This window comes from Leptospira selangorensis (assembly GCF_004769405.1).
Taxonomy (GTDB): Bacteria; Spirochaetota; Leptospiria; order Leptospirales; family Leptospiraceae; genus Leptospira_B; species Leptospira_B selangorensis.
On the sequence record NZ_RQES01000019.1, the window covers coordinates 160,934 to 185,496 of the forward strand.

At 40.0% G+C, this 24,563-nt stretch carries 17 protein-coding genes; 8 read left to right on the plus strand and 9 right to left on the minus strand.

The window, feature by feature from the left end; genetic code table 11:
• Window positions 1–48: 48 nt before the first annotated feature.
• The gene (gene leuD, locus EHO58_RS15890) at window positions 49–675 is read right to left on the minus strand and encodes a 3-isopropylmalate dehydratase small subunit (protein WP_135680588.1); all 627 of its coding nucleotides are present in this window, start codon (window positions 673–675) and stop codon (window positions 49–51) included.
• The gene (gene leuC, locus EHO58_RS15895) at window positions 672–2,075 is read right to left on the minus strand and encodes a 3-isopropylmalate dehydratase large subunit (protein ID WP_135680589.1); all 1,404 of its coding nucleotides are present in this window, start codon (window positions 2,073–2,075) and stop codon (window positions 672–674) included. The genes leuD and leuC overlap by 4 nt, the downstream gene beginning before the upstream one ends.
• 92 nt (window positions 2,076–2,167) lie before the next feature.
• Between leuC and EHO58_RS15900 the strand changes: the two genes are divergently transcribed.
• Window positions 2,168–3,067, plus strand: a complete 900-nt coding sequence (locus tag EHO58_RS15900) for a LysR family transcriptional regulator (RefSeq protein ID WP_135680590.1) — start codon at window positions 2,168–2,170, stop codon at window positions 3,065–3,067.
• A 19-nt stretch (window positions 3,068–3,086) separates the two neighbouring features.
• Here the strand turns inward: EHO58_RS15900 and EHO58_RS15905 are convergent, their stop codons facing one another.
• Together EHO58_RS15905 and EHO58_RS15910 are read right to left on the minus strand one after the other, a co-directional pair.
• Entirely contained in the window at window positions 3,087–4,088 is a 1,002-nt protein-coding gene (locus tag EHO58_RS15905) for an alpha/beta hydrolase (protein WP_135680591.1), read from the minus strand.
• A gap of 132 nt (window positions 4,089–4,220) precedes the next feature.
• Window positions 4,221–4,652 carry an Rrf2 family transcriptional regulator gene (locus EHO58_RS15910; protein ID WP_100723285.1) on the minus strand — a complete coding sequence of 144 codons (432 nt, stop codon included), beginning with the start codon at window positions 4,650–4,652 and terminating at the stop codon, window positions 4,221–4,223.
• A 182-nt stretch (window positions 4,653–4,834) separates the two neighbouring features.
• Between EHO58_RS15910 and EHO58_RS15915 the strand changes: the two genes are divergently transcribed.
• Together EHO58_RS15915 and lsa20 are read left to right on the plus strand one after the other, a co-directional pair.
• Window positions 4,835–6,310 (plus strand): NADase-type glycan-binding domain-containing protein, encoded by a 1,476-nt coding sequence (locus tag EHO58_RS15915; protein WP_135680592.1) that lies wholly within the window; start codon window positions 4,835–4,837, stop codon window positions 6,308–6,310.
• Window positions 6,311–6,313: 3 nt separating this feature from the next.
• Window positions 6,314–6,895 carry an LIC11469 family lipoprotein adhesin Lsa20 gene (gene lsa20 / locus EHO58_RS15920; protein ID WP_135680593.1) on the plus strand — a complete coding sequence of 194 codons (582 nt, stop codon included), beginning with the start codon at window positions 6,314–6,316 and terminating at the stop codon, window positions 6,893–6,895.
• Window positions 6,896–6,902: 7 nt separating this feature from the next.
• On the opposite strand, the gene EHO58_RS15925 is transcribed toward lsa20, so the two are convergent.
• The 5 genes from EHO58_RS15925 to EHO58_RS15945 form a co-directional block, all read right to left on the minus strand.
• Window positions 6,903–7,508: an MORN repeat-containing protein gene (locus EHO58_RS15925; RefSeq protein WP_135680594.1), complete on the minus strand. Its 606-nt coding sequence runs from the start codon at window positions 7,506–7,508 to the stop codon at window positions 6,903–6,905.
• Window positions 7,509–7,550: 42 nt separating this feature from the next.
• The gene (locus EHO58_RS15930) at window positions 7,551–9,242 is read right to left on the minus strand and encodes a glycosyl hydrolase family 67 (RefSeq protein WP_135680595.1); all 1,692 of its coding nucleotides are present in this window, start codon (window positions 9,240–9,242) and stop codon (window positions 7,551–7,553) included.
• A gap of 4 nt (window positions 9,243–9,246) precedes the next feature.
• Window positions 9,247–10,113, minus strand: coding sequence for a DMT family transporter (locus EHO58_RS15935; protein WP_135627111.1), 867 nt, complete (start codon window positions 10,111–10,113; stop codon window positions 9,247–9,249).
• Between the two features lie 143 nt (window positions 10,114–10,256).
• Window positions 10,257–11,327, minus strand: coding sequence for a fatty acid desaturase (locus EHO58_RS15940; protein WP_135680596.1), 1,071 nt, complete (start codon window positions 11,325–11,327; stop codon window positions 10,257–10,259).
• Between the two features lie 158 nt (window positions 11,328–11,485).
• Entirely contained in the window at window positions 11,486–12,628 is a 1,143-nt protein-coding gene (locus EHO58_RS15945) for an AraC family transcriptional regulator (RefSeq protein ID WP_135680826.1), read from the minus strand.
• 438 nt (window positions 12,629–13,066) lie between these two features.
• Here EHO58_RS15945 and EHO58_RS15950 point away from each other — a divergent pair, with 438 nt between their 5' ends.
• The 5 genes from EHO58_RS15950 (at window position 13,067) to EHO58_RS15970 (ending at window position 24,524) form a co-directional block, all read left to right on the plus strand.
• A complete protein-coding gene (locus tag EHO58_RS15950) occupies window positions 13,067–16,666 on the plus strand; it encodes a tryptophan 2,3-dioxygenase (protein WP_135680597.1) in 3,600 nt (1,199 codons plus the stop codon).
• A gap of 5 nt (window positions 16,667–16,671) precedes the next feature.
• Window positions 16,672–20,385, plus strand: coding sequence for an Ig-like domain-containing domain (locus EHO58_RS15955; protein ID WP_135680598.1), 3,714 nt, complete (start codon window positions 16,672–16,674; stop codon window positions 20,383–20,385).
• A 371-nt stretch (window positions 20,386–20,756) separates the two neighbouring features.
• Entirely contained in the window at window positions 20,757–22,334 is a 1,578-nt protein-coding gene (locus EHO58_RS15960; protein ID WP_135627107.1) for a BTAD domain-containing putative transcriptional regulator, read from the plus strand.
• A gap of 129 nt (window positions 22,335–22,463) precedes the next feature.
• Window positions 22,464–23,462: a hypothetical protein gene (locus EHO58_RS15965; protein WP_135627106.1), complete on the plus strand. Its 999-nt coding sequence runs from the start codon at window positions 22,464–22,466 to the stop codon at window positions 23,460–23,462.
• 54 nt (window positions 23,463–23,516) lie between these two features.
• Entirely contained in the window at window positions 23,517–24,524 is a 1,008-nt protein-coding gene (locus tag EHO58_RS15970; RefSeq protein ID WP_100710240.1) for a putative solute-binding protein, read from the plus strand.
• Window positions 24,525–24,563 lie beyond the last annotated feature (39 nt).

Consider the following 24,563-nt stretch of genomic DNA (forward strand, 5'->3'; position numbering starts at 1 on the left):
TTAAGATCTATTGTGCGGAGCACCGTCGAGAAAATTTTTGGGAGAAGGTCACCAATACACTTCCAAAAACGGCTTTTCTTTCTTACGTTTCTGTTCGAAATCCAAGATCTCTTTTGCATTTTTCAGAGTGATATCAATATCGTCTAAACCTTCTCGGATCCGATTTACGGAAGCGGAATCCAAATGAAAGAAGAATGTTTTATCTCCCGCTTGCACTTCCAAATTTTCCAAATTGATCCTAATTTGAGATCCCGGGTTTTTGGTAACCCATTCGTTTAGATAATTGATTTCTTCTTCTTTCAAACGAACTAATGCGATCCCGTTTTTTGCCGAATTGATGGAGAATATATCCGCGAAAGAAGGTGCTAAAATCGCCCTGAATCCGAAATCAGAAAGTGCCCAAGGCGCATGTTCTCTACTGGAACCGCAGCCGAAATTTTTCCCGGCTATCAAAACACTTGCATTTTTAAATCCTTCTTGGTTCAAAATGAATTCAGGATTTTGAATATTTCCTTCTAAGTCAGAATATCTCCAATCATGAAATAGATGTTTTCCAAAACCTTTCTTATCTATCAATTTCATGAATTGTTTAGGGAGGATTTGATCGGTATCAATATCCTCTCTTGGAATGGAGATCGGAACTCCAGTATGTATTGTCCAAATTTTTGAGCTCATGCTAATTTCCTCACGTCTGAAAATTTTCCGGTTACCGCTGCTGCCGCTGCCATAGAAGGACTTACTAAATGAGTTCTTCCTCCTCTTCCTTGCCTTCCTTCAAAATTACGGTTAGAAGTAGAAGCGCATCTTTCTCCCGGCTTTAATACGTCGTCGTTCATTGCAAGACAAAGGGAACAACCCGGCTCTCTCCATTCGAATCCCGCTTCCTTGAAAATTTTATCCAAACCTTCCGATTCCGCCTGACGTTTTACTGAACCGGAACCTGGAACGACCAATGCCTGAACACCTGGATGTACTTTTTTTCCTCTGGCAACTTCTGCCGCAGATCTTAGGTCTTCTATCCTGGAATTCGTGCAGGAACCTATGAATACCTTATCAATTTTGATCTCGGAGATTGGTGTTCCAGGTTTTAAACCCATATACTCCAATGCATTCATTGCGGTTTCTTTTGCTCTGGCATCCTGGAATTCTTCCGGGTTTGGAACCACAGCTCCGATAGATAAAGACTGAGAAGGATTTGTCCCCCAGGTAACCTGAGGTTCTATTTTAGAAATATCTAATTCTATAATCTCATCATATACTGCGTCTATATCCGTGAAGAATGTTTTCCAATATTCAACCGCCTGATCGAAACTTTTTCCTTTAGGGATCAATTTTCTATCTTTCAAATAATCGAAAGTGATTTGATCCGGAGCGATCAGGCTTGCTCTTGCTCCGGCCTCGATACTCATATTACAAATAGTCATTCTTCCCTCCATAGAAAGGGAATTTATCCATTCTCCTTTATATTCCATGGTGAAACCTCTCCCGCCTGAGGTTCCGATCTTTGAAATCAGTTCTAAGACTATATCTTTTGCAGTGATGCCAAAACCCGGTTTGCCTATAAAACGTACCAACATTGATTTTGTTTTTGCCTGTTTTAAAGTTTGGGTGGCAAGCACATGTTCCACTTCGCTTGTTCCAATACCGAAAGCCAATGCACCGAATGCTCCATGGGTTGCAGTATGAGAATCTCCGCATACGATTACTGAACCTGGAATAGTAAATCCTAATTCAGGTCCCAATACATGCACGATCCCTTGTTCAGGATCTTCCGGCCCGAATAAACGGATCCCAAAGTTTTCACAGTTTTTTTCCATTGTGTCTATCTGCACTCTGGAGACAGGTCCTGCCGCATCTCTATTTTTACGGTCCCTTGTGGAAACATTATGATCCACAACTCCGAATGTAAGATCTGTCCTTCTTACATTTCTATTCTTAGTCCTTAAACCTTCGAATGCTTGGGCAGAAGTCACTTCATGAAGAATATGACGGTCCACATATAAAATGGATTCAGAGTCGGAATTTTCCGAGATCCGATGGCTTTCCCAAATTTTGTCGTATAAAGTTTGTCCCATATTTCCCTCTTGTTAAAGAAGGTATCAAATTTACTGATATAATGCAAATAAATTGGTTTTATAAAATATATAACTAAAAGTTATATGTACTTATGGAATTCAGACAGATCGTTTATTTCCTGGAAATTTCGGAATCCGGCACATTCCAAAAGGCAGCTTCTCGTTTGGGATTAACACAACCGGCTCTCTCCAAACAGATCTATCTTTTGGAAAAAGAATTAGGCGTTAGTGTTTTGGAAAGAGGAGGAAGGTCTGTCCGACTCACTCATGAAGGAGAAAGATTCTACCAATATTCGATCCGGATGAAAGAATTATGGGAAGAGATACAAGACGGTTTTTCCGGAGAGAATGAGCTAAAAGGAAATTATTCCATTTCAGCGGGAGGAACCGTTTCCGCTTGGATCCTACCTCAGATCTTAAAAGAGATCCTGAAAAAAAGGCCGGGACTTTCACTTTCCGTGAGAGAAGGAGACGCACAAGAAACAAAGGACGCGGTATTAAAGGGAGAAGTGGACCTAGGAATTTTAACTGGCCCTATTTCAGAACCAAGTTTGAATGTTTTAGAATTTCTTTCCGATCGGATCTTTCCCGTGGCTTCCAAGGATCATCCAATTTTTCTAAAAAAGAAAATAAAGATAGAAGATCTGAAAAAACAATCCTTTGTATTATTCCATCCTGGTTCCGCTCTTAGAAAGGCAGTGGAGAAGAGGATCAAATCTTTCTCTAAAGAATTCGGTCCTAAGATCGCAATGGAGCTGAGAAGTGTGGAATCGGTTATCAAATCTTTGGAAGCAGGGCTTGGGATCGGGTTTTTATCCGAATATTCGATTAGCCCAAAACTTAAAAAAATAAAATTCGAAGAATGGAATACTGAAAGGAAATTTTATCTTTGTTATCGCAAAAAATCCGGACCGGGACTTGCCTTACTTGCCGAGGAAATTTTAAGATCCGCGAAACAATGGGGATTGGAGAGAATACCTTCTTCCCTTTAAAAGGAAGAAGGTAAAGATCTTATTTTACTCCGGTTTTATGTAAGAAGTCCAAAACTTCTTTTTGGACCTTCTCCTTGTCGGAAAATACATGTTTAGAAGTTAGAACATGGCTTCCGTTTTCGATTTGAGCCTTTGTATTGAGTGGATTAGGAGTATCTCCGCCTATTTTATCAAAACCTTTTAGCATCGCAGGAACGCTTGCGGTTTTATCTTGGTGATCCTTATCTTTATAATAATATACTAATAGAGTAGGGACCTTGATCTTCTCCAAGCTATGTTGGCTTAGGACGAATTTAGTTGCATTACTTACGTGTTGGATTGCGCCTAAATATTGATCCTTATACCAATGCTCGTAATAATGTTCTCCAATTCCATCATCAGGTGTTTTTGGAGGGGATTTTCTTATCTTTCCTTGGACTGTTTCTCCAAATGTCATTCCACCCGGATAAAAGAATATTTTAGCCAGTGGAACTGCAAAATCAAAGAATGGAGAGAATAATACCAGATCCTTGATCTTATCCGGATATTTTCCTGCCAGATAAACTGAGATTAAACCACCCATACTGGTTCCCATAAGTATAGTTTGATTTCCTAATTTATCCATCATTAATAGACTTTCTTCTGCTACGCGCAGATACTCGGTAAAAGGAGTGTCTCTATGATCTTCATTATTGGTTCCATGACCGGGAAGTCTTAAGTAGTATGTATTCGCTTTTAGTGAGGCGGAAATTTTATCTACAGTTTCTTCTCCTTCTGCGCGGGAAGCGCCGAAACCATGTATGTAAAGAATTGTATATTCTGTTTTACCTGGAGAATAACGGATCAGTTTTTCTTCCGAGCCCGGTCTACCGTGAAGTGATTTAGTCTCTTCTAACTTGGTTTTATAAAACGAATCGAAACTTTGAGTTAAGTCCGCCTTTGGGTGGAATTCATATTTGGGAAATGTAGCGTAATAGATCCCCAAATAGGCGATAAGCACAGCACCTAGGCCAATCGAAACCCGTTTGAATATTTTTTTCATCCTTCTCTCCAATTATTTTGCGGATTGAAATGAGCGACGAAAAGAATATTAGGAACCCTTTATTTTGAGGCAAGGATTTTTGTTGGAATAAATATGAGGATTTAGACCGAGTTCTTCTTTAATGAACAGTGCTTAAGCTCGTTTTTTCTTTTCAGAATCCAATTGGAAGAGCACATCTGAAAGATGGAACTCTCCTAGTTTTGCCTCGAGAGCGGATTGAGCCTCTTGGAAAATTCCAGTCAAAGTGGTTTGGATCTTTTTACCCACAGGGCATTTAGGGTTTGGCTTGTCATGGATGGAGAATAGAGGAGCCTCCGTTTCCACTGCCTTGTATATCTGTAAAAGTTGGATCTCCTCCGGAGATTTAGCGAGTTTTGCTCCCGCCACACCTTGTTTGGAAACCACAAGGCCCGCCTTTTTTAATTTTCCCAATAGGTTTCGGACTACAACCGGATTGGTTCCGATACTATCGGCCATAATTTGAGAAGAACTGGCTTCTTCTCCGTCCCTGTCGATCAAGGAAAGAATATGGATCGCAATAGAATATCTGCTCGGAATCGACATCTTTCCCCCCTTAGTTGATATTGAGCGATATGAATAGATTCGCCAATCATATTTTCAGACGGCCGAAATATCCGGGAACTTCTCCTGACAGGGAATAAAAAACAAATTTGAGTCTATTTTTTCGTTTTCCCCTGGTTTAAGAAATATATTTCTGATTTCTGCAATTTCTCGGAGGCAATCCTATGTTCGCCAAATATTCGACTCTATTAGTAGGGGCATTGTTCTTTTTTCACTGCGGTAAAAAATTGCCGGTTTCCATGATCACCGCCACTTCCATGGATAGCGGGCTTCCATTCGAGATCCTGGACGGAAAAAAATGGAGACCGGAAGAGGGTGCCAAATTTGTTAAACTTCATTTTTATCCGGATGAGACCTTCTTATTATCCAAGATAGAAGTTGAATCCTGTAACGGGGACTTCTCGGATCCAATCACAGCCTATATTAACTTTGATGAATATAGCCAGGATCTTTCTACCGGATCCACTGCTGCGGTTTCCTTTGATGCTCCTAAGAGCACTCGTTCTGTGACTTTCAATTTTCATAAAAATGCGAATTTATGTGTCCAAAAAGTAAACTTTTACGATGACAAAGGTTCCAAAATGAAATGGAAGGGACCAAAGGTTGTAGAAGCAACTGTTGCCGCATCCGAAACTGCTAAGCCGAATCTTTCCTATGATGTGATGAACTTATTCGATTCTAGATACGAATATGCTTGGGCTTCCGACAAAAAAGGACCGGGAGTGACTTTAGATTTCGACTTTAAGGAAACACAAAAGATAAAATCTATCAAGATCTGGAACGGTTACCAAAGATCGGATAGACATTGCCAGACAAACGGAAGATTAAAAGTGGCAACTCTCACAGGTGATAATGGTTTCGAGGAGAAGATAGAAGTAGCGGATATCATGGGACCTCAGACCATCCAGTTCTCCAAAACTTTCGAAGGTAAAAAACTAAAACTTAAAGTAGATTCTATTTATACAGGAAAAGATTATAAAGGACTCGTAATCAGCGAGATCCGTTTTTCAGACGGAGATGATTGGATCTTACCGAATCCAATGGAACAAGTGAAGAAGATCGCAAAAAATAACTTTTTCCAATTCTCCGCGGCCAATATAGATAATGTTCTGAACTGGAGTTACGTAGGCGGGGAATATACTGGAAATGCTCCCACTTCTACGAATACAAATGTGGAACAACCTGCAGTGAATACTGAAGCAGCCGCAGAAGGAAATACTGGAGAAGAACAAACACCTGAATCCGGTCTTATATCCTCTAACTGGACATTACGTTTGAGATCCGACGGAAGTCTTTTTTTTGAAGGAAATACGACCGAAACGGACGGAGATGGACAGATTAATAAAAGTTTCTTTGCATTAGGAAATTATGAAGTGAAAGAAGCCAAACCTGACGGTTTGAAACTTCGTATATTCGGCCTTGTTCGTAAAATGACCCAAAAAGAATATAACGAAGATTATTACGGCGGAGACTGTAATGGTTGTGGAAGAGACTGTAATAATAGCCAGGATTCGGAAAATGGGGAGAAAATTTTCCAAGAACAAATACTTCTTCGTAAATCCGGAAATAAACTTTTCATAAAGAATGAAAATCCTGGAAAAGTTTTCCAGTTTGCTACTTTGGAATTGGTTCAGGAATAAGTTTTGTTTAAGAAAGTTACTCTTCTTCTTTTCGTTTTGAGCCTCAGCTATTGCGAAAAAGATAAAACTTCCGATCCTTCTTTTTCCTTGAATTTATCCGGGAAAAAGGGGGGAGTTCCGGTACGTATAGATTGGATCTATAAAGGTTTTCCTGGAGAAATGAAAATTTATGAACTGGCTTCTCAGAGGCCGGTTCAACTCTGGGATACGAATACAGTTTCGGATCTGAATCAGGCTCCGATTTCTAGTTTGATAGAAGATTCAAAATTAATTTTGGGTCCGGGAGAAACCCGTAAGTTTGCTTTAGTATATAAGAATGAAACAAAGGAAAAATTATACTTCTTTGCGGCACCTCATTCAGTGAATCCACCCGAGTTCGGTTTCGGTTTTAAATTCAAATGTCTTTGTGTGAATCATTTATTCCAAGTGGAACCCGGTTCTGTTTGGTATAGAATTGTAGAAATTCGTACAATGCCAAACTGGGCGAGTGATCCATTCCAGATCACTCATACTTTGGTGAGGGTTGATCCAAGCCAGGCGAAAGAATGGAGTAATTCAGGAACACATTCTCATTCAGATGAATGAGAATATTCTATTGTTGGGTTTTAGGTGCGGCAGCAGGGTCCGGTTTTACGCAGACTAAAACCTTATTTTCCAAATAACATTCGGTTTCTGTTCCGTCTTTTTTGGTATAAGGCCCGGGATTCGAATTGCTGGAGTCGGTAAACTCGGTCACTAAAATACTTCCATCGGTGAATGTGACCTTTCCGGAACCTTTGATGATACCTTTTGCAAAATTTCCTCGGATCACGGTTCCGTTGGAGTAGAAATACATTCCATCTCCTTCTTTCAGATCATTTACATAAATTCCTTCGAACTTGTCTCCGTTTTTGTAAACGAATTTGCCTTTACCTTCTCTCATCCCGCTACTGAATCCACCGGTATATATATCTCCCGTAGAATATACATAGGTGCCTGTGCCGTTTTCGCAGTCGCCGGTTTCGCAACGACCATCTTCGGTATTTTGGTCCGGACTGAAGGATCTATTGGAAGCGGAATTTGAACCTTCCGATCTGGATGAGCTTGCACTCGTATTGCCGGAAGATTCTGAAGAATCCTTTGTTTCCGCGGAAGAACAGTTGAATATTATAAAAAATGCGAAAATAGGAATTAAGGAACCTGTGAAAATTCGAGCCATAGTAAAATTTTTGACCCTAAACTTAGATTCGTCAATCCGATTTCATTGTAATAATTCTCTGACAGGCATTCCCTGGCGGTTGATAAAATCGGGGAGTTTGTTTTTAATCCCTAAAAATACCAAATAGTAGATTTTACGCAAAACAGGATGAAATAAGATTTTGTCACGTATCCTGTAGCGGCTTCTATTTCTCAAAAATAGTTTTAGTATAAATCCTAAAAACGGGGAAGGTTTGGACTTGGATGCCTGGAACTGGAAGCGGAAAGTTTTAGGATATTTCTTATGATATTCTTTTGCGAGTCTTTTGGATTCGGCTAATAGGCCTGAGTTTTCTGTGTAGAGTAGTTTTCTTGCGTTTAGGATGAGCCTAAATGTCTTTTTTTGGAATTGGGAATCATAAGGTAGATCCAGTTTCTCGGAAATCTTTTTCATCCTAGAAAGTTTTGAAAAAGCTTCTTCTCCTAATTGTAATGATTGTTTTGGATCCGAATTTAAGAAAAAATATAAGGACCGGAAAGGATCCGAAACCGTAATCTTGTCCCAGGTGATATGAAGAATAGGGGGGATCCGAACACGATGCATATAAAAACTTTGTCTAGCAAATCCGGGATCATACAAAAGATTTAAGATCAATTCTTCGCTTAGTTTTAAAAATTCCAAAAATAGATCCGAATTCTTTTTGCCATAAAATTTAAGAAGTATTTCCTCTAAACTTCTTTCCGGTTTTGTAAATAACTGAACGGAAACGAATGTATTCAATTCATTCCAATAAGAAGAACGTTTTAAAAATGTGATATTTTTGAAGGAAGACCATCCTCCGGTTTGTGTCCAAACACTGATCCCTGCGATATTCGCTTTTCCTAAAAGTTCGGATCTGTATTTTTCATACATCCATCCTACAAAGCTTGGGTATTCTCCAAAACCTTCATATTCTCTTCTGGCCTGTAATTCTAAAAGTTTAGGTTTATCATCTTCGAAGAATAATGGATTGATAGGAAGATATCTGAAAAAATCTCCTTCTCCATATTTTAAAGAAATGATAAGAGATTTACTTTCTATGTCTTGGAATACTTTACGATATGTTTTTGGATTCCAGATCAGGTCTCCTATTTCATAGGCTCCTAAGGTCCAGGTCCTGAATATTAATGTTTTATTATGTTTTTCTAAAACCGGTAATATTTCCTTCAGGAATGAGTTTGCCTGTTTCGGGTTTTTTAGAAGAAGTTTACTTCTGAAATCTCCGGTAACATCTACTCCATCCGATTCACCGATACGAAGTACTATTCCTGAAATTTCCGTAAAACTAGAAAATAGATCTTCTAAAGATTCTTTAAAAAGCCGGATGATCTTGTCTAAGTTTCCGTCCGTATGTTCTAAAATGGAATCATTGATGGAAAAAAAATCCGTGGTGATAAATACGTTCAATCCTTGAGAAGAAGCGATCTTAAATAGTTTTTTATATTTTTTGCGATAAGAAGAGATCTTACGTTTTAGATCTTCCGGATAAAAATCTCTTTCGGAAAGATAACATAGCTCATCCAGGCTGACTGCATTAAATCCTAATTTAGAAATTCTTTTAGTGTATCTATAAAAGGATTCTCTGACTCTTTTATGTTTTTTCTTAGAAGGTAGGGAAGACTTTTCTAAATGTGCTAAAGGCGCCTTGGACCAATTCTGGTGTTTTTCTTTGGATTCCAGAAAGAAAGGAGCAGATCCGTCTACAAGAGCAAACATTCTTTTATTCCGTTTTTTTCCTGTATCTAAATGATTCTAGAGCAGCTGCAAATAAGATCAGTGCCCCTCCTATAAATTCTTCTTTTCTGGGAACTTCGTGTAAGATTGCCCAGGCAAGGATTGCAGAATATACGGGCTGAACGGTGGATAATAATCCTGCGGTTTTCACCTTCATCTTAAATACTGATTTGATATAGAATGTATGTCCTACTGCAGTAAAAAATACTCCTAAAAGAATGACTAGTCCCCAATCCTTAGGAGTAACAAATAGATCTTCAAAAAATAAGACTGGGCTTAAAACAAAACAAGTAATAGCTGTTTGATGGAACATTACTTGAGTGGATCCATGCCCCGAGAGATATTTTTTGGTGAGAATATTTCTGAATGCCATTGCCCAGGATGATGCAAGTCCTAACCCCACTCCCAAAAGATATTTGTTGTCTAGGTCGAAACTTGGGACAAGTATCCACATTCCAAAAAGAACTAAGACTGCGAGTCCAAGATCCAGGCTTCTGATCTTAGAAGGAAAAAACAAAGGTTCAAGTAATACTGTCCAGACAGGATGAGTGAATAGAGTAAGAACCGCCACTGCTATAGTCGCTTCTTGTGCTGATGCAAAAAAAGTAACCCAATGAAAAGCGAGTAAGACGCCCAAAGAAAATGAGATCCAATTTTCTTTTTTGGTGGGGAAGAAGAATGGCCTTTTTCTAAACCAAAGAACGAAACCTAATAGACTTGCTGCAAATAATGTTCTTCCCCAAGTAATGAGGGAAGGGGAATAAGAAAGGACCTGGGCGAATAATACGTTCCCGCTGATCAAAATTTGGGAAACTTGGAATTCAAGATAGGTTCTAAGTCTATTTTCCTGCATCTGGCAGGACTAATTTCGGATGCCTATTCGGAACGGAAAGGAATTACTTTTACTTTGTAAATGATTTCAATGATTTGTAATAATCTAAAAAGAAGAAGGATCCGGGCTTTGCACCCGAATCCCATACCAAAGAAGATTCTGATTTAAGCCGCTGCTAAGACTTCCTCTTTCCCCAAACGATTCCCCCTGAAAATACTTCCGAAATCATTAAATCTGATCCCGTAACGTTTCATAGCAGGATGAACAAAAGGTGCCACCGCTTGTCTGAGATAAAAAGGCTGGTTCACTACGAAATGATGTATTCCATGAGTGCTTCCGAAATTAAAACAGAATAGATGAAGAGGGAATAAGAACCAACGATTCAACACTTGCGTTTGCTCATGAAGTCCCTTTACATCTCCATAATAATGCATATTAGAAGAAACGATCTGAATGCTTGTTTGTCTGATCCAGTTAGGGATCGTATAAACCACTGCGGAAATATTCAATAGATGACGTACAGTATCCAACCAAGCAGGGACTTCTACAGGTTTTCCTAATAATTCATTTCCGATATAGAAAAGATTGATGAATAGGAAATTATACCAGAGATGAAAATAGATCACAAGATAAGGCCAGCTGGACCGAGTGATCTCGCTTCTTTTAAATTTAGGAGCCTCTCTGCGAAGAATATGAGCTTGGAATAAGAAGGACATATTCCCGTCCATCATAGTGATAAAACGTTTTAATCCGAATTTCATTCCATTTCCGATCAAACGTTCTTCTATATCTTCTTTATGGCCGGAAACCTTATGATGAAGAGTATGGATCATTCTTCTATACCAAGGACTTACTGTGTTTCCACGAAAGATCCAAACCATCCAGAACATAAAGTTTTGGACCTTTAGATTATCCTTATAATATAAATTATGAATTAAGTCGTGTTCGACCTCATGAAGAATGGAAGCAAGGACTCCATTCGCAACGATACATGCCCAAGCAGGAATGATCCCTGCGATATAAAGTCCTGCGAATAAGATCATACCTGCAGCGGAACCTAAAGTGATCGTTAGACCTAATTCATCTTGGTGTTTTAAGAATTCGAATTTACCGCGTAGTTTTCTGTCCCTGAATCGGATCCATTTCATGATCTTCTTACTTTTTTCTTTTTGGGACAATCTAGTATAAAGTTTGGTTGGAACCTGTGCGGTTGCTCTTTCGGCAATGGCGATCATCGGTTTCCTCCGTTTTTGTTTTCGGTTGTCCATATCTTACGGGAATTTTTGAAAACGGTCGTCTCAATTGATCGAATGCAACTGCGGATTTCGTCCCAATCTATAAATTTTTACCGATCTTTCTAACAAAAGTAGTGTTTAGTTTGGCATAAAACTGATTAGCTTCCTCTGAATTCGGAAGGTGTTTTACCTGTATGTTTTTGGAATGCTCTATGAAATGAGGACTTAGTCGCGAATCCAACTTCGAATGCTATGTCCAAGATGGATCTGTCCGGTTCTTTTTGTAGAAGTTCACATGCTTCCTTGATCCTATAATCATTCACAAACGCGGAGAAATTTTTTCCAAGCTCCTGGTTGATCAATTCGGAGACCTGGTGGGTAGAAAGTGCAAGTTCGTCTGCGAGATCTGCAAGTCCCAACTTCTCGTCCCTATATAATTTTTCTTTTTCCATAAGCTGGGTAAGGCTATCTCTAAGTGCGTGTCGATTCACTCCTGAGAGTAGGGAACGTGCATATTTTTGCCTGGTGGCCTGGCTTACTTCTTGGAGAACCTGGAAGAATGCCGGTCGTTTATGCCCGATCAGATAGGCAAGACAAAGGCTTATCCCCATCATTGAGGAGCAAGCGAGAAGGAAGATAGGCGACTTACTGGATAAGTATACCGCACCGAACCCAAGATTCACGAATGTAGAAATTACCATGAACGCCAAGATCCTGGCGGTCCATTCTTCTTGTAGTACCTCCCATCTAAGCAGGTCGGAACTTCCTTTTAGGATGAGTAAAATATAAAATACCAGGATTAGAATAGGAGAAGAAAGTAGAATTTCCCCCTCATTCCAGCCTGTTTCTTTCAAAAAAACCGAGATCTTTTCTAAGATCCATTCTTGGGGAAGAAGGAACACTGCCAGAAAATATACGACCCAAACAAGACCAGGCAGAATCAGATGTTTATTCGCAAATCCCAAATAGGAGACTTCTTCCGAGTCTCTGTCCTGGCTTACATTATGGATCCCGAATAGGATAGGGCCTACAGATGCAATCAGCGGGAATTGGATAAGAGAAATCCTGGGAAATTCTACGTATAAACCGGAAACTAATAGAAGGAAGCTTCCTTGTATTAGGCCTAAGATCAGGAAAATCAGGGCCAAAAGTCTGTTTAGAGCTGATTTATTCTCCATAACCAGCTGCCCTAAAGACATTAGAATTCCAAGTGCAGTTCCGAATTGGGTGATCGCCCAAAGGATCTGGAACCAAATTCCTGGATTGTACAAACTATGACTTCCCATTGCATCTGGAGGCATGGCTGGGAGAATGAAAAAAACTGAGCAAGTTGTCAAGGATTCCATTCGCGATATAGAGCCGCTCAGACTGGGATGAATTTTGTAGTACCTTCTATATTTTAGAACGAAATCTAGAATAAATTTTATAAAACACTCGTTCTGTTTAACCCATCTCCCAAGTGATAGAAGGGTAGTTTCGTTTTTTGTAATATAGTTTTAATTCGAATGGACAAAATCGAAGTCTCAAAAGATAGATTGAGACCTCCAATCGAAAAATGCTATATTGAATAACAATTGTTATTTTAAAAAGAACCGAAAACCAGCCGGAAACTTTTTATAGAGTCTCGCTTATTTTTTTTCAAATGCGCCGGAAATATAAGCCTGATATAAGCCCGCTTTATGTAGCGATCGCTATGCTGTCCACACTTGGAAAGAAACTGTTAGGATAAGCTAATAGATATGAATATAAAGAAAGCACACATTCTTTTCTTGCTTTGTTTGGCTCTGGGGATGGGCTGTCAGGCAGGTGGAGATAAATCAAGCGCGGATACTTTTTACGATAATATCGATTATAAGGGAATTCGCCTTTTTAATTTGTTCGATGATTATCCTTCTATCAAATCAGGTTTCCAAAGTTTAGAACCTATTAGTTTCAATCTTAAATTAGAATCTTCTATGACTATTCCTTATAGAGAGGATATCGTAGGATTTTTAAGAGTTTCCGGAGATCTTCTTCTTAAGCCGGAAGCTCATGTGCGTCAGTCTCTCCTTAGAGTTCATTCTCTTTTAGATCGTATAGAGAACGCACCGAATAACGCATTCGATACACTTCAACCTTGGTTGGAAGCATTACGTAATTATCGTAAACCTGTACTTCGTAATATGGCACCACTTAGCCAGACCGCTTTGAAGTATATGTATACTACTTATTCCAAAGAGGCTATGGAAACCAAATTTAAAGAGGTTTCTACAATATTAAAAGATCCTGAAATTAAGATCCTTTTTGTGGAATTAGAGGATGTACTAGACAAGGCGATCAACCAAAACGCGAATGCGAAAGCCGCGATTAAAGGATTACTTCAAGGGATGGTGGATCCTTCTCTCATTGCTGATAGAGTAATGAAAGAAAAATTGATTCAGATGATCTCTGCGATAGGAAAGTCCTTTCGCCAAAGAGCAGGATTTAGCGACGCTAAGTCTTCTGAAACAGTATTAAAGAACTTAGTAGTCAATTTAGAATATTATTTTACTGCTTCTGCGCCAACTGGCGACGACGTAAACTTATACTCTGATCCTGCCTTTGCAGATTATAGGGATGCTACTTACCCGGCAGAACTTTCTTCCATTCTATCCGAATCATTCCGTTATTTAAGACCAATGCTTGGGAAGGGCGGAAACTTTACTGCAGATCCGAATGTTCTTCTTTCCTTAGAGATGGCTAAAAATTTCGCGAAGTTTGATTTCGCAACTAGCATTACCGGTGTGGACCACTCTTTAAGAGAGTTAATCCGATTAGATGCAAACGGCTTGGATAGATCTAATCCAGCGAATATAACCAGTAGCCCTGTTACTGCTCTTGAATCTTTGATGTTCATTCTGACTTTGTCGGATGTATACGGATATCGCTGGGCAAACCTAACTGATAACACTACGAAAGCATTGGAAACGAATGGTTCGAATGGTGGACCGATGACAGGTGGTGTTCTCACTGTAGGTGATAGTATTCATTCTATGAATTCTGCTATGACTGGATCGATCGGGATCAAAGAATTCATGAAACAAAGTGCGAATGACGGAGCCGTTTTCAAAAACGGGGATGCAAGTACTCCTTCAGCTTTGACAATCGGTTTGAATACTCCCACTTTAACTCTGTTAGAAGCTCCGGATCCAAACATTATTCCTGCTGCGAACGATCCGGTTTATACTAAAACAATTCCATTTATTATGAAATTAATCCGGACGATTTTGATTTCCGGCGGTGGTCCATATTATAATAAAAATCGCACAGACTCGAATGGAAACGTGTTTACCATCGATGGAAAGTTATATAAAGATTCGAACGGTATAGATCAGATCTACAAAGAATCTTGGAATACCTCAGAATATAGGATCAAAGTATCCAATACTGCAAACGGTTCTTGTTCTGGTGGAACAATTTGTAAATGGGTAGGTCCTGGAGGAAGAGAAACAAACGCGGTTGTAGCAAATAACTCTTTCACTCAGGTTGCTGCAGGGGTAAATGCTTCCGGCGTGAAAGGATGGAGCATTCCTGTTTGGGAAATTGCAAAAGATAATGCTACGGAAAGAGCAGTAAACACAGACGAGGAAGCGATCTATAAGAACTTCCAGTGGTTACTTCATGAAAAACGTATGGTAGCTGTAATCCCTCTTCGTGCCTCCCTGGGCACTGGAGTACCATACAAGATGGCTGCTTTCGTGACCGTGATTGCAAACGGGTTGACTGGTTTAATGAACGCAAGACCGGTTTTAGCTAGTGGATCAAATTGTTCGGACAATCTGAATGCGATTTGGAAAATTAAGAATGCATTCTTAAAACCTGGATGTGCAACTCCGGCAAGTAAGCCTGACTTTAAAGCTCCTGGGGTGCCAATTCTCCAAGAAAACTTTTCAGATGTTCCTGGTGATAGCCTATTCTATTTGGAAGCTTGGGATTATGGTACAAGCGGAACCGGTTCTCTAACATTCAATAGCTTAGGAGATGCTTCCGTTTATAGTATCTTCTATCCGGATCCGGATGGTTACGGTGTTCTACCTCAGGTAATTGCGGCAAACTTCGCCGTTATGGAAAGATTATCCTTTTTGTCTCCGGACAAAATTTTACCTTCCGGACCAAATGTAGCTCTATATGGAAAATCGGTAGATGAATCTTGGGAACAGAGAAATAGACTTTTACCTTTGATACTTTCTCTTGCATGGACTCTAGATGACCAAGCAAGTCCAAGCTTGAATAAAAATCCGTTCCAAATTTTAACAGGGCTGAGTGCTGCTTTAACTAGACCTTTACTTGCTCGTATCCAAGATCCTTCATCAAGTACCCCGAATACTACGATCGACGTTGTGAAAACAATCAATGTTGATTCTGATATAAGAAGTAACTCCTCTACCGAAGGAGAGTATTTCTTCCGTTATTTGGATCCAATTACAAGTAAACCGGTACGTTCTCCTCTTTCTATCCTCGCCGAGAATGAAAGAAGATACCAAGACGGTCTTTTGAATCTTATCTCAAGAACGGATCTTTTAAGCACTTTTGTGCAAATGCTGGCTGAAATGGGAAAACCGGAAAGAGCAAGCGGAGCTCAAATTACTTTCCAAGCGATTGCAGATCTGATAGGGGAGATAAAACTTTCAAACGAAAGTCCTACTCCGATCCAATTCAATCTGCAAGCGTATCTGGGTGAGATCCGAGATATGGTCGCTGCTTTCCCTGATTCGAGAGTGGTGAATATTTATGATCCGGAATGGGATAGGTTAGGAGTATGGGCGGTCCGTATCCGAGATTATTTCGATCCGGATTCCGTTTATAGTCTTATCTCCACCTTGGATTTTTCTATGGATATGATCATAGACAATGTTCCTACAAACGCTCAATTGACCTCTGTTGTGGATCTTTTGGGAGGACTTGTTCGTGATAATACCAATACCCAGGATTATTTAATTACGAATTTATTAAGTGTAGATACGGCTGACTTGGCGCAAGTCTCCGCACCTTACGGAAGAAGCACCGTGGGAGTGTTGATGGGGATCGTTAAGACCGGAGAATTCTATTCTTATTTAGAAACGGACATGAGAAGTCCTCATTCACTCAAATCCATATTCAAAGACGCTAAAAGACTTTTGGTGTCGGATATGATACAAACACAAAGAGAAGACGAAAGCTCACTGATCTATACGGCAGGAGTGTTGATGGGTATTTTTGCGGATCTTGCTTCGACGGGTAAAAAACAATTCCCGGATGGATTCGTATTCTACGACAGATTTAACGAAGATGAAAACTCGGACACCTATTGGGATAGGTTCGTTACGGTATTCACCCGGTGAGAATAATGAAGAGAATTTTTTTGGGAAAAATAAGTCGAGGGCTGGAAATGAATCTGAAAAATATAAAAGTTTCTAATGTCGATAAGGGAATCAAACTCGCAATCCTTTCTATTTTGTGGGCGGTAGTCCTAGGGTGTAGCCCGGAGAAAATGAAAGGATTTGCAATGTCGGATGTATTCGACCTGGGATTCTTTTCTGGGGGAAGGATATTTGATGCGAATCCTAATCTTCAACCTCCGTATAACAGTGTGGATAATGATACCGCCGTTCTTCCGGTAGATTTCGGCTCTACCAGTCCTCAGGCTACCTTATTCATTAATTCCGTCGAGAATGTGGACAGATACAAGGAATTAGAGATCCGCTTTTCTCATCCGATGAATAAGACCACTGTCGAACAAAATTTTACGATTACAGGGAATTCAGGGAATTTGATCGGGCCTAATCCAGGTGGAGAATTTTACTGGAAAAGTCCGCAAAGATTATTCTTTAACCCTTATCGCGAGTTAAAACCTACAGAGACCTATACTCTTACAATTAATCCGAATGCGGCTACTATCGCAGGAGTTGCTTTAGAAAATTATAATATTAACTTTAGAACGACCGCTGATTATAGTCTGACTAATAAAATTACTCAAGGAAGCCAATATACTCTAAATGGATCGAATGATATGACATTCGATCAGTCTGCTGTATTACAATTGGCTTCAACTTACGTAAATCCGGTAACAGGTGAAAATTACATCCAATCGGTTTCTTTGAAAAAGGTCGGTTCTAATAATTCTCAAGATATTTGTACCACTCCTCCTTGTTCAATGAGTGCTACAATCTCTTTGAACTTAAATACTTCTCAGGTTCCTCCTACCGTTGGTGGGAATACCTACTATTATGAGATTATTACTGCTAACGGAAAAACTTTCCGCAAGTATTTCAGCTTTAACTACGGTAAATTGGAGAATGCGAATGGTGTTCTTCCTTACGTAGCAAACGGCGTAATGGATGAGGCACAAATGCTTCCATTCTTAGGGAAAGCCATCCAGAAATATACTACAGGCGCTTTTAAAGTAAAAGATTCAAACGGAACACCTCGTACCTTCCAAGAATTCTTATTGGGAATGCCAGATTTTCCTAAAAAGAAATTTTTCGAGAACAACGCATGGACTATCGGCGAAGCTTGTATGAGACAAGACGCTAAAATGTCTGGGGATGCGAACGTAGCGGCATTTAAAGATTTCGACTATATTCCTGTGTTCGGAGCTAAATCCGGTGGTGCAGGAAGGGGATATTGTTGGGTAAGACACCCTGATTGTGTTACGGATAACGGTCCTCCTTATCACCCTAAAAAAAGAAATGGGATCGATAGAGACCAATGGTGGAATATATACAATAGTAATAATTGCGGCCAAAATCAGAATAACGCGAATTATCCTCAGGCTTGTAAGAACTTATTCCATTGGGGCGAGGCTGCTTGGAGTCTTTGCCATTATCCTACCGACGTGAAGTCTTATAAGAACGGTGGATATACTTCTACAGTATTCTCTCCATTCGGTAGACCGGAAGGGGATATCGGATCGGCAGGAGAAGACCTATTAGATTGTGCCTTCCCTGCATGTTTCTTCGATTCATATCATATCGAAAAAATAGCTCCGGGACCTTTCTCTAAATACAGTGCTATCTTAAACGTAGCTTCCGGTGGAATTGCGGACGGAAGTGCGGCGATCACATTAGACGTATACGTAACGGATATGAGACTTCCTAAATTAGTTCGTTGCGGTTCGAATAATGCAACTCATGGTTGTGCCGCAGGAACTGGAACCCAATTAGGAAACGTTGTTGCAGACTTAAAAGTGAACCCTGGTTCTGGAGGAGTAAATCCTGGATTAGGTCTGGATCTAAAATCCAGATACACAGAGGTGGATCTTTTAGTCGTATCTCGTTTCGAAGACTGGTATGGAGCATTTAACGGACCGGGAGCTTTGCTTGTATTCAGAACAACTGCTAAGTTGAACTGGGATCCTGCAGTAGAAGGAGTGTTGAACCCGGCAGGTTACGATTGGAACGACGTCAAACTTTCTAAGCCTCGTTTGGCCTTAGCTCGTACTCGTAATAATATGACTGTGACTTCCGACGGTTTGATCAATATGACCGTTAAAACTCCTTTCACAGTAAATGATGACTATTTCCCTGATAATCCTAGCATAGCTCAGATACTTTCGAATACGAATAACTTCTTCATTCGTCCATGGGCAAACCCTTTACATATGTCTTTAGCGGGTTTATATCCTGGAGAAGATACTTCTGACTTTATGTATACGGAACCGATGACCTATATTCATGGTAGTGAAGGATTTAACACTATCATCGAAGCACTCGTAGGTAGAGCAGAGTTGAGTAATATGGCGAACTTGACTGTGGACCAGGTGAAACAGATCATCACTCAATACATGTTGAGAGATATAGTACAAAGGATCGCTCCGAACGTTCTGAACTCTGTAATTGCAGACTTAAGAGATACTGGAGTGACCATCACTTTACCAAGTTATCTTCCTGCACCTCTTGGAAACTTCCCATTAACTGTGAAGTTTAAGTTAAATACGGATGCTTCTATCAAACATGATGGAACGAATAAAGGACTTGTAACTTCTCTGGACTTCGCGTTCACAAGCGGTTATAACCCGCCAGGCGGACTAAGGACCCAATCCGGAAAAACCGGAATGGTTACGACCAGGACTTGGACTGCTGCGAATCCACCGCCTTCTACTTATCAGTTCAGTCAATCCGCTGCGAACCCTGGATTCTTGATCTCCATGCATACTGATACAATTTCTCAGGCTGCATTCCATTTATGGCAGAGAAGGGGATTGGATATCGTTCTGAATAAAGCATTCATTGATGGAATGAACGCTTTTGCAGGTGCTGACCCTCTATTTGCGTTAACGACTTCCTTCTTAAAAGCTTCTCCTTTGGTTACGATCCTCGTGCCAGGAAGAAACAAATTACAAGGTCTAAATGGTTCTAACGCAATTGCACCTCCGGTAAAATCTTTTGATGATATCGATATGGTGATGTCTCCAATCCATGCTCCTAACGTGAAGTTCAAACCTATGACTTCCGCTGGAGTACCTAAGATGAGATTGTATTTCACTGAAATGCAATTACAGATCGTCGCTAAAAAACCGACTTCCTGCACAGGGCTTGTGGATTCCGAACTTACCGAATGCCAAGCGGATACAAGAGCGAACGGTTACCAACAAACTCTTGGAACAGTTAGGATCAGTTTTGCTGCGGATGCAGACTTCCGTTTCAAAATGTTCTCTAACCCGACCAATAACCCTGCATTTGCTAACTTGAATGCACTTCAGGTGATCTTGGATCCAGTGAATAACTTGGATTATGCAGTAGAAGTTTTGGAAGGACAAACTTACAATCCATTCGGTTTGGATCCTGAAGGTATTAAGTCGGTGATCGCTCCGTTAGTCACCACTTTGGTAATTCCAATGGTAAACAGTATTATGAAAGAGATACCTATGCCTCCGGATATCACCTTCCCTAAATTGATCAACCCTGCAGGAACTCAATCCTGTGCGATCAGTGCGAAGAGTGATAAGGTACAATTCTTCACCTTGACTACTCCTCAAGTTGCGGATCCGTATCTGTTAGGAGGAATGAGATTTGTAGGACAAGCTGTAACAGATCCTGCATCTCTGATTGTCTGCCCTTAAACACTCCTAGCTATTTCGAAAAACTAGATGTCGAAATGACCGAAAGGGTTTCCCCTTTCGGTTTTTTTTTAAGGAGCTTCTTGGATTACTAAATTAGAAAAAGCTTATGAGTGAGTCTTCACTCAATTAGGATTGTGTAATTTTGATTTTCTTTTGCTACAGTTTCGCAAAAGTTTTCGTTCGATTTTTATCGAACGGCATTCATTATTTCATAACGATCGTTAGAACGTGCTATATAATTTTATAAAAAAGAAAAGGAAACTCATTCAAATACTTGCATTTAAAAATAGTGAGCATTTAGTCACAATTTTTGTCCCGTTTTCATAAATGGGTTGCAGGAATCCGGATAAGATAGGAAACGAAAAGTGGATATGACGTATTATCAGCTTTCATGTTATTTGGTCGTGACTGTATTAGTATACCGTACGATTCATAATTTAGTTTTATATTTTAGAAATCGGAAACAGTCATACCTTCTATACTTCGCCTTACTACAAGTTGCGTATGGCGCCTATCTATTTTGTTTTATCCAAACCATCAACGTAGACAACCCTGAAAAGGCTCTGATCTGGGAAAGGGTGGAGAATGCTACAGCAGTAGTATTTGCCACGTTTATCGCGTTATTCGTGAATAATTATAAAAAACTTTTTAGCAGAGATTTCATTCTACTCTACGTGTTTATGAACCTGATCCTGGTAGGGATACTTTTACAGGATCCAAACGCGTATACGATGAGCGTTGCTCATCCTAAACATTTTCCTTCTTTAGGCATCGTGATCTACGAAACAGACCAGCCTACTAGCATGCAATTTATCTTCCTTTCTAGTATTTTGATGATTATATGGACTTTAATCAAGGTAATGAATCAATTTCGCAAGAATCGATTCAGGAACCATTTCTTATTTTACGGATTGGTATTATTCTTCGCGAGTTTGATCGCGGATATCTTGGTTGCGAGCGATATAATCGGAATTCCTTATACTTCTCATTTTAGCTTTTTGATCCTGATGTTCTGTGTGGATAGTTTCCTTACGGTAAATAAGTCCGAAAGGGAAGTCAGAATGGAATTCAAGGAATCGGTTTCCAAATGGCTTATTAAGCCGGAAACTTCTTCTTTTGGCTCACAAACAAAGAACACAAGCGGAGAAGGTTCCGAATCTAAGGTTAATAATGAGAAGGGCCGTAATCCTAAAAAGTTAAGTGTTCGAGCTTTAGGTCCGTTAGAATTGGATTTGGATGGAAAGAAGATCCCTGCAGCCGAATATTCCAGTAAGAAAAAACTTCTCAAACTTATTAAACTATTATTAGTTCGTTTTGGCAAAGGTGTCCATAAAGAAGAATTATTAGAGAATCTTTGGCCTGGGATGTCCGAGAAAAATGCTCTAAACAGTTTGCATGCATTACTTTTCCGTCTTCGCAAGATACTCGGAAATCCGGAAGCGGTTGTATTTGCTGAGGATAGATTATTCTTCCATTCTGATCTGGTAGAAGCCGACTTTGTGGAATTCGAGAAAAAATTCGAGGCAGCAGGGAAACTTCTTCGAAACAAAAAAGAAGAAGAAGCGGTGCAATCTTATAGAGAAGCACAAGAACTATATACTGGGGACTTTTTCGAATTCGATCTGTATTTCCCGGAATCGGAATTAAAACGTGAATATCTACGTAAGAACCTGATCGAAATTTATAGAATTTTATGTGAATATTCTCAGAAATCAGGAGATACAAATTCTCTACTTTCCGATTCGGAAAGCTGGATCCGTCTGGATGATCTGGATGAAAGAGCTTGGAGATTCCATTTCGAATCTTTACAATCTCTTGATCGTAAGAATGAAGCTCTACGCAAATTCGAGGATATGAAGAAGATCCTGAAAAAAGAATTAGGCGTGGAACCTGACCAAGAGACAGTTTCACTCATTGAAAAGATACGAGTTACTTCTCCAGTGAGCTGATTGTTTTGGAAACGCTGCACTATAAAATAAAACGCTCATTAGAAAAAAAATATTGGACGAAGTAAATCCCTTCTGTACGTTCTTCCAGAATCCCCCATATTCTAAGTAAAAAATAACCCCCGAAATAAAATGAATAAACGAATCCTTTTTTTTGTAACGATTGTTACAATTACCCTGGCAAACTGTTCCATCGTATATAGAGTTACCGGTAAAACTTTAAACTCTTACGCCCAAGACCATTTGGTTCCTTTTTATCTGGCTTCCGATGATTTGGATGCGATCTGTACTGGAGGAACTGCACTCGGGCCTTTAGTAGCTTCTTTCGAAAGGACAGGAGCTTCTGTGGAACTGGCCACTATGGTAGCGCAAATGGGAGCAGGGATGTGTGCAGAGAAACAAGCACAAGAGGCTGAACTTTTATATATCGCAGCAGTTCGTAAAGGTAAGGGAGAAGAAGCACTGGATAACCAGGCAAGACAGATCCGTTACCATGGGATTGCTGCCAAAAGATACGGGGACGCACATAATAGATTCCTTCAATACTTCGGAGAATGGAAAGGGAAATGTCCTTCTATCAGCGAAGACGAAGAGTTATATTATTTAGTGGGACTTTCTTCCGGATTACTAGCAATTCTTCACGATTTTGCTTCTCAAGGATATGCGGGGATCACTCGTGAAGTACCTAGCGTTGTAGCAGGTGGATCCAAATGTTTGGATTCTAAAAAATGGTGGGGAACTCCTTTAGCATTAGAAGCTGTTGTATGGCTTTCCGTTCCGGGTGCGACTCCTGAAGGAAAAGATGCTAATAAACAAATGGAAGAAGCTGTCAAACAGGGCGACCAAGCTGGAGTTCGTATGTCCAGGGCCTTCCAGATCCAAGCCGCTGCCGGAAAAGGTGATGTGGAGAAGATCAAAAAACTTATATTAGAACATTCTAAAGTTATAAGCCAAATCCCTGCTAAGAAAGAATATCTTTTCTTGGAAGCATTTGCTGAAAATTTATCACGTCATGAATCTGATAAAATTTGGATGAAAGAGACCGGACATAGAGGACCGATTAACTTCTCCTCTTTCCCGGGAAAAAAGAAAAACAATAAAGAAGAAGACGATCTGTTAAAAGATCTTTGAGCGGGTTCTTGGGTGGAAAACGAAAAAAAAGGGACCTTAAGGAGAAAAAACTATATGAAGAAGTTTCTCATTCTATCGGTAATCATTCTCGGGACTTGGATGTCCGTAGGTGTGGGAGCAGCGGAGACGGTGGATCGATCCATGTGTGTATTCGATCCTTCCGGAGCACACGGAGACGTGTTTAAAGCGGCACAAAGATACCAAGCACAAGCTTTAACATGGGGAATCCGTCTGGATCTAAAAGCTTATACTGACGAAGTTGTGGCAAACTCCGACTTCAAAGCCGGAAAATGTAATATGGCATTCTTAACTTCTCTTAGAGTAAGAAGTTATGTGCATGAATCAGGATCCATCGAAGCGATCGGTGCATTGCCAAGTTATGACCTTCTCCGCAAAACAATCGAAGCATTATCAAATCCTAAAGTAAGAGAACTGAATACGGACGGCGACTACGAAACCATGGCTATGTTCCCTGGCGGAGCCGTTTATCTTTTATTAAGAGACAAGAACCTGAAAGATATCAAGGACTTGGCCGGTAGAAAGATCGCTACTTTAACTTATGACCAAGCTGCCACTACCATGGTGGATATCGTAGGAGCTTCTATGGTTCCTGCTGAGATTGCTACTTTTGCCGGTATATTCAATAACGGAAGAGCGGATGCTTGTTATTCTCCTGCAATCGGGATCAAACCTTTGGAACTAATGAAAGGAATTTCTCCGAATGGTGGAATCGTTCGTTTTCCGATCGGACAATTGACTTTCCAGATCGTGGCTCGTCATAAAGATTTTGCAGAGGGTTTCGGAAATACTTCTAGAGCATGGGCAGCGACTCAATTTGATGCAATGCTTTCTCTTACCAAAAAGGCTGAGCAAGAAATTCCGGCTAAGTTTTGGATAGAAGTTCCTAAAGATCTTCAAAAGAACTATTTCGAAAAATTCAGAGAAGTTAGAATTAGGCTGAGAGACAAAAAAGTATATCATCCTACCATTCTGAAATTAATGAAAAGGGTTCGTTGCAGCGCGGATAAAGAAGCCGCTGAGTGCGCGGATAACCTGGAATAATTTCTAAAACTAACACAAAAAAGGCGGGAAAAATCTTTC